Below are 12,058 nucleotides of genomic sequence, written 5' to 3'. Positions count from 1 at the left end.
GAATGGCGCTGTCGATGGCATCCCCGTCACGTGTCCGTCGTGCTGTCCCCAGCGCATCGACCGCATCACTAGGATGGTGCGGTGGCAAGACGCCCCCGCCCCGTAGGTTCAGAGCCGGATTCCGGCATTCCGCATATCGTCGAACTCTTCCGCTCGACCATCCCACCCATCCATCCGGCAGGCCTTCCGTTCATCGCCGGCGGATTGGGGCTGGCAGGCCTCGGGTTCAAGAATCGCTGGATTCGCGGTACCGGGCTGGCGCTCGCCGGCGCGTGCGCCGGATTCTTCCGGCATCCGCCACGCATCCCACCCAATCGCGCCGATGTGGTGGTGGCCGCCGCCGACGGCCAGATCTGTCTGGTCGACCGCGCGGTGCCGCCGCCGGAGCTCGGGCTGCCTGCCGAACCGCTCCCCCGCATCAGCATCTTTTTGTCGGTGTTCGACGTTCACGTTCAGCGGGTGCCGGTCGCCGGTGAGGCGACTGCCGTCATTCACCGCAGCGGACAGTTCCTGTCTGCCGATCGTGCCGAGGCAAGTGTCGCCAACGAACGCAATAGCGTGCAGATCCGCACCCGCACCGGGCACGATGTGGTGGTGGTGCAGATCGCCGGGCTCATTGCGCGTCGGATCATCTGTCACGCCAAGGTCGGCGACCAGCTGTCCATCGGCGACACCTACGGATTGATCCGATTCGGTTCCCGGGTGGACACTTATCTGCCTGAGGGCTCGAAAATTCTTGTCCAGCCAGGGCAACGCGCCGTCGGCGCCGAGACCGTGCTGGCTGAGCTGCCCTCATCGACAGATAACGCGTAAGCGGCTCAGCCATGAACCAAGCCGCGTTCCAGAAGCGCCCCGTGCACATCCGGATCCTGCCGAGTGTGATGACGGTGCTGGCGATCTGCGGTGGCCTGTCGTCGATCAAGTTCGCGTTCGACGGAAAGCCTTACATCTCACTGACGTTGATCGCTGCGGCGGCAATCCTCGATGGACTCGACGGCAGGATCGCCCGACTGTTGGACGCGACGTCACGGATGGGCGCGGAGATCGACTCGCTGGCGGATGCGGTGAATTTCGGTGTTGCCCCTGCGGTGGTGCTGTACATCTCGATGCTATCGGATACCCCTACGGCATGGGTCTTTTCACTTCTCTATGCGGTGTGCATCGTGCTGCGGCTGGCGCGCTTCAACACGCTGCTCGACGACGATTCCCAGCCCGCGTTCACCAAGGAGTACTTCGTCGGGGTGCCCTCTCCCGCGGGAGCGCTGATGGTGCTCGCCCCACTGGCGGCGTTCCTGCAGTTCGGCGACGGATGGTGGTCGTCGGTGTGGGCGATATGCGCATGGATGGTGTTCGTGTCCATGCTCATCGTCAGCCAGATACCCACCGCCGCCATGAAATCCGTTTCGGTACCGCCCCGCATGGTGGTCTTGCTGCTTGCTCTCGTGACGGTGGTCGCCGCCGGACTCCTGCAATACCCCTATGCGCTGCTGCTGATCCTGATCGTCGTCTATCTGGCACATATCCCGTTCGCCTGGCGCAGTCAGCGCTGGGTGGCGGCACGGCCCGAATCCTGGGACGCCAAGCCCAAGGAACGTCGTGATCTTCGCCGCGATCAGCGCCGAGACCAGCGACGCGCCTTCCGGCAAGCCGCGCTCCCCAAGCGGCGCACCGCGGAACGTCTGGGTCTGCGTCGTCCCGGCAGGCCACGCTAGGAACGCATGAGCGACCAACCCGATGCTCTTCGCCCCCGTGGCTCATCGCTGACTCTCACCGCTCGCCTCAACACATCGGCCGTCGACTCGCGGCGCGGTGTGGTCCGTTTGCATCCGGAAGCTATTGCCGCCCTGGGCATACGGGAATGGGATGCCGTATCTCTGACAGGATCGCGAACGACGGCGGCGGTCGTCGGGGTTGCACCGCGCTCAGTTCCGACCGGCACTGCCCTGCTCGACGATGTCACGCTGTCCAATGCGGGACTGCGTGAGGATGCGTCCGTCATCATCGCCCCCGTGACGGTCTACGGAGCGCGGTCGATCAGCGTGAGCGGTTCCTCTCTCACTACCCAGTCTGTTTCGTCCGCGACGCTTCGGCTGGCGCTGCTGGGCAAGGTCATGACCGTCGGGGACACAGTCTCGCTGCTGCCACGGGACCTGGGGCCCGGCACGTCCACATCGGAGGCGACGACGGCGCTGGCCCGGTCCGTAGGCATCACCTGGACCTCCGAGCTGCTCACGGTGACGGCCGTGGATCCGGCCGGTCCGGTCAGCGTGCAACCCAATTCTCTTGTCAGTTGGCAGGGTTCGAACCCGTTGGGCCCCGGAGCGCAACCGGCGCCGGCGCCGGTTGTGGAATCCGCCACCGATTCGGCTCCTCCTCCACCGGAGCCCCCCGCGGCGATTTCCGTAGAGGACCTCAAGGGCTCTCAGGCCCAGGCCGCGCGACTCACCGAGTGGCTCAAGCTCGCGCTCGATGAACCCGAACTGCTGAAAACGCTGGGCGCACAGCCCAATCTGGGGGTGCTGATATCCGGCCCGGGCGGTGTCGGCAAGGCAACGTTGGCCCGCGCAGTCTGTGCGGCGCGCACGCTCGTCGAGCTGGACGGACCGGAAGTGGGTGCCACGACGGCCGACGGACGTCTCAACGCGATACGCGGGGCGGTGAGCCACATCCGTCAGTCCGGCGGCGTCTTGCTGATTTCCGATATCGACGCGCTGCTGCCAGCCACCGCTGAGCCCGTGGCGACGCTCATTCTCGCCGAGTTACGTTCTGCAGTAGCAACTTCCGGAGTCGCATTCATTGCGACCACCGCCCATCCTGACGCTATCGACGTTCGGCTGCGTGCTCCCGAACTGTGTGACCGCGAGCTGGGTCTGAGCCTGCCGGACGCGGCCACCCGCAAGTCACTACTCGAAGTTCTCTTGGCGAAGGTGCCGTCTCAGGACCTGCAGCTCGACGAGGTCGCGGCACGGACACCGGGGTTTGTGGTGGCCGATCTGGCCGCGCTGGTACGTGAGGCCGCACTGCGGGCAGCGGCACGGGCCAGCGAGAAGGCCAGTGCACCGGCGCTGGATCAGGAAGACCTGGTCGGCGCACTATCTGTGATCCGTCCGCTCTCTCGGTCCAGTACCGAGGAGGTGGCCATCGGGTCAATAACCCTCGAAGACGTCGGCGACATGGTGACCACCAAACAGGCTCTGACAGAAGCCGTTCTGTGGCCGTTGCAGCATCCGGATACCTTCGAACGCCTTGGCGTGGACCCGCCCCGCGGGGTACTGCTGTACGGACCGCCAGGCTGCGGAAAGACCTTTGTGGTGCGCGCGCTGGCCAGCTCCGGGCGGTTGTCGGTCCACGCGGTCAAGGGCGCCGAGCTGATGGACAAGTGGGTCGGAGCCTCCGAGCAGGCGGTGCGCGACCTGTTTCGGCGGGCGCGCGACTCGGCGCCTTCCCTGGTGTTCCTCGATGAGGTCGACGCCCTGGCACCGAGACGCGGGCAGAGCTTCGACTCGGGTGTCACCGACCGCGTGGTGGCGGCCCTGCTTACCGAGCTGGACGGGGTGGAACCGCTGCGCGATGTGGTGGTGCTCGGCGCGACTAACCGGCCCGAGCTCATCGACCCCGCGCTGCTGCGTCCGGGCCGCATGGAACGCCTGGTGTTCGTCGAACCTCCGGATGCTCAGGCCCGCAAAGACATCCTCAAGACGGCCGCACGGGCGGTCCCGCTGGACGCCGATGTCGATCTGGACGCCCTCGCCGCGGAACTCGACGGCTTCTCGGCGGCCGACTGCGCTGCACTGTTGCGCGAGGCCGCGATGGCGGCGATGCGACGATCCATCGACGCCGCCGACGTCACCGTCGCCGATGTCGAGACCGCACGGGGCACGGTGCGCCCGTCGCTGGATCCCGTGCAGGTAGCATCCCTGCGCGCGTTTGCTGACAACCGCTGAAAAGGGTTGCGTCGCGCCAATCGTCGACTGCCCCGTAAACTAGGCACCACGACACCCCGCCCAACAACCGATAGACGGGAGTGCCTTTGCTTGCCATTCTGCTTGCCCACGCACTTGCGGCCGCGATGGCGCCGCTACTTGTGGCGCGCGCTGGCCGACTGGCGTTCTACCCCCTTGCCCTGGTCCCCTTAGGTTCGCTGATCTGGGTATTAGCAAGATGGCCGGGCGAAGGTACGGACGTCCGTGTAGACATTGCGTGGGTGCCCGAGCTGGCGATGGACATCTCGCTGCGCTTCGATTCCCTGGCCGCGATCATGAGTGTGCTGGTGCTCGGCATCGGGTCAATGGTGCTGTTTTACTGCGCGAGCTACTTCCGGCATCGCGACGGTCACACCGAACCGCGGCTACCCAGCTTCGCTGCCGAGCTGGTGGCATTCTCCGGCGCCATGTTCGGCCTGGTGATCAGTGACAATCTGCTGCTGCTCTACATCTTCTGGGAACTCACGACCGTGCTGTCCTTCCTCTTGGTCGGCCACTACGCGGAACGGCTTGCCAGTCGCCGCGCGGCGGTGCAGGCGCTGCTGGTGACCACCGCCGGTGGACTGGCCATGCTGGTCGGGGTCATCGTGCTCGGTCATGTCGGTGGAAGCTTCCTGCTGTCCGACCTCATCGCGCACCCACCGTCGGGTATGGCCGCCAGCGTCGGTCTCGTGCTGGTGTTGATCGGTGCGCTGAGCAAGTCCGCCATTGTGCCCCTGCATTTTTGGCTTCCCGGTGCCATGGCTGCGCCGACCCCGGTCAGTGCCTACCTGCACGCCGCCGCCATGGTGAAGGCCGGCATCTATCTGCTGGCCCGCATGTCGCCGGGGTTCGCCGAGGCGACACCGTGGCGGCCCATCGTGTTGGTGTTGGGCATTGCCACGATGATCCTGGCGGGCTGGCGAGCCCTGCGTGAGTACGACCTCAAGCTGATCCTGGCCTTCGGCACGGTGAGCCAACTCGGATTCCTGGTGGTGCTCACCGGAACCGGCGATCCCGACATCCTCCTGGCCGGGCTGGTCATGCTGTGCGCGCACGCGCTGTTCAAGGCCGCACTGTTCATGGTGGTGGGAATCATCGACCACACCGTCGGCACCCGCGATATCCGCAAACTGGCGTGGCTCGGACAGCGACAACCGTCGCTCCTCGTGATCGCCGGGCTTGCCGCGGCGAGCATGGCTGGGGTGCCGCTGACCCTCGGATTTGTCGGCAAGGAACTGGCCTTCGCGACGGTGCTGCACAGCCAGGTGCTCGGTTCGGCCGCGCCCTGGGTACTGGCGGGGATCGTCATAGGTTCGATGTTCACCATCACCTACAGCATGCGATTCATGTGGGGAGCGTTCGCGCGCAAGGGTTTACCCGAACCCAGCGCTCGTGTGCAGGGCATGCACGCATCGGCTCCCGCCTTCCTGGCGGCTCCCGCGCTGCTGTCCGTGGCAAGTATCGCTGCCGGCATACTGCCCGACTGGCTCAACTGGGCACTGGGCAGCTACGCCAATCCTGTTGACGCGCATATCGCGATCTGGGAGGGCTTTGGAGTGCCTCTGCTGCTCACCGCCCTCGCCTTCGCCGTCGGCATTTTCGCGTTCTTCGAGCGGGGCCACCTACGCAGGGCGCGGCTCGCCGTCAATCCGCTGGGCAATGCCGACCGCGGCTACGACGCGGTACTGCGCGGCGCCGATGTGCTGTCTCAGCGATTGACCGCGCTCACGCAGCGAGGTTCCATCCCGTTCACCCAGGCCACCATTCTGGTGACCCTGGTCATGCTGCCGACGGCCGTGCTGGCCCTCGGAGCGCGCGATGAACCACACCTGAAACTGTGGGATTCCCCGCTGCAGGGGGTGGTCGGGTTACTGATGCTTGCGGCCGCCATCGGGGCGACCGTCATGCGTAACCGTCTGGCGGCGGTGCTACTGGTGGGCATCACCGGCTATGGGACGGGCGTCATCTTCGCGCTACACGGTGCGCCAGATCTGGCGCTGACGCAGTTCCTCGTCGAGACGCTGACCCTCGTGATCTTCGTGTTGGTACTGCGGGCCCTGCCTGCAGAATCTGATCTAGAGCAGGCCAACAGATTCCGGCTGCCCCGTGCCCTACTCGCCGTCGCGGTCGGATGCACGGTCACCGCTCTCGGGGTGTACGCGATGGCAGCACGACGCGATCGCCCGATTGCCGACCTGCTCCCCGACGCGGCGTATCAGCGCGGACACGGCGCCAACACGGTGAACGTCCTGCTGGTGGATATCCGCGCCTGGGACACCCTGGGAGAGATCTCGGTGCTGCTGGTCGCCGCGACGGGTGTTGCCTCGTTGATGTTCCGGCACCGGCGTTTTGGCAGAGCTCCCCGGGTAGGAGATGCGGCAGGCCAACCGGATGTCGTAGTAGCATCCGGAATCTGGTTGCGTAGCAGCGAACTACGCGATCCCAAGCACCGATCGTTGGTCCTCGAAGTGGCGACGCGACTGATTTTCCCGCTCGTCATGGTGCTGTCGTTCTATTTCTTCTTCGCCGGGCACAACGTTCCGGGCGGAGGGTTCGCCGGTGGCCTGACGGCCGGTTTGGCCCTCGTGCTGCGTTATCTCGCCGGCGGCCGTTACGAGCTGGGCGAGACCCTGCCCTTCGACGCCGGCAAGATCCTCGGGCTCGGGCTGGCCTTCTCCGGGGGGACCGCCCTCGCGTCGATTCTGCTGGGCGCGCCGGTCTTATCTTCGGCCACAGTCCAATTCGACATGCTCGGGTTTGGCCACGTCAAAATCGTGACTGCGCTGTTCTTCGATCTTGGCGTGTACCTGGTGGTGGTTGGCCTAGTGCTCGATGTGCTCCGCAGTCTGGGCGCGCGCCTGGACGTCGAGCTCGAGGAGTCTCCACGCGCCCGGACAGGGGTGCGCGCATCATGACCAATCTCGGCCTGCTCATCATCATCGGCGCCCTCACCGCGTGCGGCGTGTACCTGATGCTGGAGCGCAACCTGACCCGCATGGTGTTGGGTCTGCTGCTCGTCGGCAATGCGGTCAACCTGCTGATCCTTACGGTGGGTGGCCCCTCCGGCAATCCACCGATCATCGGACGGCAGTCCGATGGCCGGACCACCGTGGCAGATCCGTTGGCACAGGGCATGATCCTGACCGCGATCGTCATCACCATGGGTGTCGCCGCCTTTGCCCTCGCCCTGATCTATCGCATGTTCACGCTGGAAGCCGACGACGTCGTAGACGACGACGCCGAGGACGTGCGCGTCGCCCAGGAACCCCCGGAGCCCGTCACCGACGACGAAGAGAAGGAGACATCCGGCCCCATCGATGAGGATTCCCCCGCCGAACTCGATGCACTACCGGTGGGTGAGAAGTCATGAGTGCCATCGCTGTTCTGACACCGCTCCCGGTCCTCATCCCGACGGCGGCGGCCGCGTTGACGCTGATCGCGGGCCGTCGCCCACGATTGCAACTGTTGATCACTGTCACGGCACTGACCACGGTGCTCGGGGTCTGTGCGGCGCTGCTGTACCTAGCGGATCGCGACGGCACCTTCGCGTTGGCCGTCGGTGGCTGGGGGGCCACCGAAGAGAAACTGGGTCCTTTGGGGATAACCCTTGTGGTGGATCGCCTTTCGGCGTTAATGCTGGTGGTCTCGGCCATCGTGCTGCTGGCGGTTGTGCTGTACGCGGCCGCTCAAGGTATCCGTGACGGCGACGAGCGCCAGCCGGTGTCGATCTTCATGCCCACCTACCTGGCGCTGTCGGCCGGTGTGTGCAACGCCTTTCTGGCCGGCGACCTGTTCAACCTGTACGTCGGTTTCGAGGTACTGCTGGCCGCGAGCTTCGTCCTCCTGACCATCGGCGCTAGTGCCGACCGGGTGCGTGCCGGCATCTCGTACGTGATGGTCTCGATGATGTCCTCGATAGTGTTCCTGCTGGGTATCGCCTTCGTGTACGCGGCGACGGGGACCTTGAACATGGCCGAAATCGCCGTCCGCGCAGACGGCATCCCCTCGGGTACCCGGATGGCGATCTTCGCGGTGCTGCTGGTGGGTTTCGCCATCAAGGCAGCCGTTTTCCCGCTGTCGACGTGGCTGCCCGACTCCTACCCCACCGCGCCCGCACCCGTGACGGCAGTCTTCGCGGGCTTGCTCACCAAGGTGGGTGTGTACGCCATCATTCGTGCACATTCCCTATTGTTCCCCGGCGGTGTGCTGAACACGGTACTTCTGGTGGCCGCGCTACTCACCATGATCGTCGGTATTCTGGGTGCCATCGCGCAGAGCGATATCAAACGGCTGCTGTCCTTCACCCTGGTCAGTCATATCGGGTACATGATCTTCGGTATCGCGCTATCCAACGAGCTCGGCATGTCCGGCGCGATTTACTATGTGGCACACCACATCATTGTGCAGACGACATTGTTCCTCGTGGTAGGACTCATCGAACGCCAGGCCGGGGCATCATCGCTGAATCGCCTGGGTGGCCTCGCTGCCGCCAGTCCGCTGCTGGCCTTCGCATTCGTCGTCCCCGCGCTGAACCTGGGTGGCATCCCACCATTCTCGGGTTTCATCGGCAAAGTCGCACTCCTGGAGGCAGGGTCGCTGCAGGGCTCGGTACTGGCATGGACCCTCGTGGCCGGGGGCACGATCACGAGTCTGCTGACCCTGTACGCGGTGGCCCGCGTCTGGACCAAGGCGTTCTGGCGGCCACGCGCGGACGCACCGGAGGGCGACCTCGCCGCGGCTTCGCCGTCCGCACTTCTCGATGACAGCGAAGAAGTTGCGTTCGTGGACCGCGCCGACGTGGGCCGGATGCCGGCCGGCATGCTGGCGCCCACATTGGGATTGATCGCGGTCGGGGTGGCGCTGACCATCTTCGCCGGGCCCATCATGGGGATCAGCGACCGAGCAGCGGCAGAGGTTCGGGACCGCACGGTGTACATCAGTGCCGTCCTCGGGGGTGGCCCACGATGAAAACCCTGGCAATGCACGGCCCTCGCGAAATCATCTTGCGGGCTTGGATTTTGGTATGGCTCGTGCTGGTCTGGACGATGCTGTGGGGCAATTTCTCGGTCGCCAACACCGCTACCGGACTACTCGTGGCTCTGGTCATCACACTCCTGCTACCGATGCCACGCCTGCCGGTCGAGGGCCGTCTGCATGTGGTGTCGATGATCCGGCTTGCGTTCACTGTCGCGTATTACATGGTGCTCTCGAGTCTGCAGGTGGCGTGGCTGGCGATCAGACCGGGCCCGCCGCCGCTGAGTGCCGTACTGCGAGCACAGCTTTCGGTGAAGTCAGATCTGGTGATGGCACTGCTGCTCAACACGCTGACGATCATCCCCGGTTCGGTGGTCCTGGAAATCGACCAAGAACGCCGACTGGCGTATGTGCACGTGCTGGATGTGGGTTCACCGAAGGCAGTGGCGATTTTTTACGCCCAATTACGGCAATTGGAAAGACTTTTCATCGCAGCCTTCGAACGTGATGCCGATTGGCATCCCGAGGATGACACCGTCGACGAGTCCGAGACGAGGGAGGGGTTATGAGCCTCGTATGGCATATCGCCGCGGTGCTGCTCATCGCAGCGGCCACCGTCACGATGTACCGGTTGCTCGCCGGACCCAACACATTGGACCGACTCGTCGCCGTGGACACCTTGGTGGCCGTCACGATGTGCGCACTGGCCGCATGGGCTGCGTACAGCCTGGATTCCACCGTGCTGTACGGAATGGTCGCCCTGTCCCTGATCAGTTTCCTCGGTTCGGTGAGCGTGACGCGATTCCGTGTGCCCGACACCGCGATCGACCCCCGCGACGAGAGGAGGCAACCACGATGAACACTCTTCTCGACGGAATCTCCGGTGCGCTGGTGTTGTGCGGTTCAGTGCTGGCCCTCACGGCGGCGATCGGCGTGGTGCGATTTCCCGACACGTTGGCCCGCATGCACGCCGCGTCCAAGCCGCAGGTGCTGGGGCTGCTACTGGTCTTGGCCGGCGCCGGGCTACGGCTTCGCGGGCATGCCGACGTCAGCATGATCGTGCTCGCTGGGCTGTTTACCATCATCACCGCCCCGGTAGTCGCACACCGGGTGGCACGGCTGGCCTATCACGAGCGCAGCGTCCGCGACGATCTGATGACCACCGACGAACTGGAGCGTTAGCTCCAACTCGTCTGCCGGGTGTTTCCACCCTCGTAGAAGCCGTCGGCCACCGAGGCCGCCAGCTCCATGAACGCCAGCCGCGTCTTCTTGCCCATCAGATCCAAAGAGATCTCCGACCCCTCCGACAGGTGGTTGTCGAACGGGACGATGTGCACCGCCCTGGCCCGCGTCAGAAAATGTCGGCTCAGCTGTTCGAGGTCGATCGAGGAAGCACCCGGCCGCGAGGAGCTGATAGCCACCACGGATTGCCGCACCAGATGCGAATACCCGTGGTGGTCAAGCCAGTCCAGGGTCGCAAGGGCGCTGCGCGCACCGTCGATTGCCGGCGACGTCACCAGGACGATGGCATTGGCTTCGCCCAGCACGCCCGCCATCGCCGAGTGCATAAGTCCGGTGCCGCAGTCAGTGAGGATGATGTTGTAGAACCGCTGCAGGATCCGCATCACCGCGAGATAGTCGGCTTCGGAGAACAACTCAGATGCCGCCGGATCGCGTTCGGAGGCGAGTACCTCTAACCGGCTCGCACTCTGCGAGGTGTGCCTGCGCACATCGGAATATCGGTGAATATCGGGATCACGCAGCAGATCTCGCGCAGTTGAACGGGTCTCATCCGGACCGCGTTGCGCAAGCGTTCCGAAATCCGGGTTCGCATCGACGGCGATCACACGGTCGCCACGTAATGAGGCGAAGGTGGCACCCAACGAGAACGTGGAGGTGGTCTTACCCACGCCCCCTTTCAGGGACAACACGGCGATCCGGTAGTCACCGCGGACAGGAAGATTGATTCGGTCGATCAACTCGCTGCGATGCGATTCATCCGAAGACTCGCCGGGGTTGATCGCACCACCCGAGAGCCGGTGAACGGCCTTGCGCCACCCGCTTCTCGGCAACGGTTTGACCGACCTGATGAGACCAAGCTGGTCGTGGCTGGGCCCCTGCGGTCGTGATGGCTGCGGCGGCGGTCGGTACACAGGCGCTTCAGGACGCGCAGCGGTGAACGGAGTCTGCCCCGGAACGAAGGGCGCCCGTTGCGGTGTGGCAGGCCCGTTCCAGTCCGCTCGGGGGAACGCCGCGGGCGGGGGTGCAAGCGGCTGCGCCGCCCACAATGCCGCGGGCGGCTTTGGTACAGGGGGTGTTTGGGGCGCATGTCCACCCCACGGCGTCATGCCGTCCGGAATCATCGAGGTCGCGTCGTCCGGCCGGATCTGTGGTGCTGGTGTCGGAGCCGCGGGTGCGGGCGGCTGCGGGGGCACCTCGGCGGGCGCCTCCACCCTCGGCGCCTCGTCCCTGGGCACTTCTTCCTCATCGCGCACCGGAGGCTGTTCGACCGGAGGTGCCGCGGCGGGAGCCTCGGGCACCACGGCGGAGGCGGGCCATGCCGGTAGCTGGCTTGCCCGCTCGGGTGCGGGAGGGGGTGCGGCGGGTGCGAAGGACTCCACCGGAGCCGTGGGCCCCTGCAGCTGGGCAGGGGGCGCCGGCGGGGCGTAGTAGTTCTGCGGCGGCGGCCCGTAGTAGTTCTGCGGCGGCTGTTGAGCCGGCGCACCGTACCCCTGCGGCCGAGCCTGCGGTGATCCCTGCTGCGGTGGAGCTTGAGGCGCCGGGTTCTGGTACTGCGGCATGCCATACGCGCTCAGCGGATCTGGCTCCCATACCGGATTCATCGGACGCTGATGGTTCCGTTGGCGCCGTGAGAGTTTGGGAGTCTTCGGCAGCGAAGGCGGCGGCTTGAGCGTAGGTTGCGGAAAATAGTCGGCGCTGGGCGGTACGAATTCCTGGTTCGGCTTCTTGGATCGACGGAACGGATTGCCCTTGGTGTCTCCGCCGCCCAAACCATCAGCGACGGGCTCACGCCATGGGCCGCTCGGCGGCGGCGAATCGGGTGTGTTGTCTTGGGAATCAGCCATATAGGATCACTTCGCCATCATTGCCATGCACGA

At 65.3% G+C, this 12,058-nt stretch carries 10 protein-coding genes; 9 read left to right on the top strand and 1 reads right to left on the bottom strand.

The annotated features are described in order from the left end of the window. Positions 1 to 81: 81 nt before the first annotated feature. From DSM43276_RS02760 to mnhG, 9 genes are all read left to right on the top strand, one after another. The gene (locus DSM43276_RS02760) at positions 82 to 813 is read left to right on the top strand and encodes a phosphatidylserine decarboxylase (RefSeq protein ID WP_078331241.1); all 732 of its coding nucleotides are present in this window, start codon (positions 82 to 84) and stop codon (positions 811 to 813) included. An 11-nt stretch (positions 814 to 824) separates the two neighbouring features. Then, the gene (gene pssA, locus DSM43276_RS02755) at positions 825 to 1,712 is read left to right on the top strand and encodes a CDP-diacylglycerol--serine O-phosphatidyltransferase (RefSeq protein ID WP_078331242.1); all 888 of its coding nucleotides are present in this window, start codon (positions 825 to 827) and stop codon (positions 1,710 to 1,712) included. Positions 1,713 to 1,718: 6 nt separating this feature from the next. Next, positions 1,719 to 3,944: an AAA family ATPase gene (locus DSM43276_RS02750; protein WP_078331243.1), complete on the top strand. Its 2,226-nt coding sequence runs from the start codon at positions 1,719 to 1,721 to the stop codon at positions 3,942 to 3,944. Positions 3,945 to 4,030: 86 nt separating this feature from the next. Next, positions 4,031 to 6,880: a Na+/H+ antiporter subunit A gene (locus tag DSM43276_RS02745; protein WP_078331307.1), complete on the top strand. Its 2,850-nt coding sequence runs from the start codon at positions 4,031 to 4,033 to the stop codon at positions 6,878 to 6,880. Further along, on the top strand, positions 6,877 to 7,335 hold the full coding sequence (locus DSM43276_RS02740; RefSeq protein ID WP_078331244.1) for a Na(+)/H(+) antiporter subunit C: 459 nt from the start codon (positions 6,877 to 6,879) through the stop codon (positions 7,333 to 7,335). Before DSM43276_RS02745 ends, DSM43276_RS02740 begins: the two co-directional genes overlap by 4 nt. Next, on the top strand, positions 7,332 to 8,933 hold the full coding sequence (locus DSM43276_RS02735) for a Na+/H+ antiporter subunit D (RefSeq protein WP_078331245.1): 1,602 nt from the start codon (positions 7,332 to 7,334) through the stop codon (positions 8,931 to 8,933). The genes DSM43276_RS02740 and DSM43276_RS02735 overlap by 4 nt, the downstream gene beginning before the upstream one ends. Beyond that, positions 8,930 to 9,508, top strand: coding sequence for a Na+/H+ antiporter subunit E (locus DSM43276_RS02730; protein ID WP_078331246.1), 579 nt, complete (start codon positions 8,930 to 8,932; stop codon positions 9,506 to 9,508). The genes DSM43276_RS02735 and DSM43276_RS02730 overlap by 4 nt, the downstream gene beginning before the upstream one ends. Next, positions 9,505 to 9,798 carry a monovalent cation/H+ antiporter complex subunit F gene (locus DSM43276_RS02725; RefSeq protein WP_078331247.1) on the top strand — a complete coding sequence of 98 codons (294 nt, stop codon included), beginning with the start codon at positions 9,505 to 9,507 and terminating at the stop codon, positions 9,796 to 9,798. The genes DSM43276_RS02730 and DSM43276_RS02725 overlap by 4 nt, the downstream gene beginning before the upstream one ends. Then, on the top strand, positions 9,795 to 10,121 hold the full coding sequence (gene mnhG, locus DSM43276_RS02720; protein WP_078331248.1) for a monovalent cation/H(+) antiporter subunit G: 327 nt from the start codon (positions 9,795 to 9,797) through the stop codon (positions 10,119 to 10,121). Before DSM43276_RS02725 ends, mnhG begins: the two co-directional genes overlap by 4 nt. On the opposite strand, the gene DSM43276_RS02715 is transcribed toward mnhG, so the two are convergent. Further along, a complete protein-coding gene (locus tag DSM43276_RS02715; RefSeq protein WP_078331249.1) occupies positions 10,118 to 12,025 on the bottom strand; it encodes a MinD/ParA family ATP-binding protein in 1,908 nt (635 codons plus the stop codon). The two genes, mnhG and DSM43276_RS02715, sit on opposite strands and share 4 nt — an antisense overlap. Between the last annotated feature and the right edge of the window lie 33 nt (positions 12,026 to 12,058).

It is taken from the genome of Mycobacteroides salmoniphilum (genome assembly GCF_004924335.1).
GTDB classification, from domain to species: domain Bacteria; phylum Actinomycetota; class Actinomycetes; order Mycobacteriales; family Mycobacteriaceae; genus Mycobacterium; species Mycobacterium salmoniphilum.
The sequence above is the reverse complement of the archived record's forward strand: the minus strand, read 5'-3'. Positions and strand labels throughout refer to the sequence as shown.

Excerpts from the sequence above, each read along its gene's own strand:
- DSM43276_RS02730 (WP_078331246.1), top strand. The coding sequence starts at position 8,930 with ATGAAAACCCTGGCAATGCACGGCCCTCGCGAAATCATCTTGCGGGCT.
- mnhG (WP_078331248.1), top strand. The coding sequence starts at position 9,795 with ATGAACACTCTTCTCGACGGAATCTCCGGTGCGCTGGTGTTGTGCGGT.
- DSM43276_RS02735 (WP_078331245.1), top strand. The coding sequence starts at position 7,332 with ATGAGTGCCATCGCTGTTCTGACACCGCTCCCGGTCCTCATCCCGACG.
- pssA (WP_078331242.1), top strand. The coding sequence starts at position 825 with ATGAACCAAGCCGCGTTCCAGAAGCGCCCCGTGCACATCCGGATCCTG.
- DSM43276_RS02715 (WP_078331249.1), bottom strand. The coding sequence starts at position 12,025 with ATGGCTGATTCCCAAGACAACACACCCGATTCGCCGCCGCCGAGCGGC.
- DSM43276_RS02725 (WP_078331247.1), top strand. The coding sequence starts at position 9,505 with ATGAGCCTCGTATGGCATATCGCCGCGGTGCTGCTCATCGCAGCGGCC.
- DSM43276_RS02740 (WP_078331244.1), top strand. The coding sequence starts at position 6,877 with ATGACCAATCTCGGCCTGCTCATCATCATCGGCGCCCTCACCGCGTGC.
- DSM43276_RS02750 (WP_078331243.1), top strand. The coding sequence starts at position 1,719 with ATGAGCGACCAACCCGATGCTCTTCGCCCCCGTGGCTCATCGCTGACT.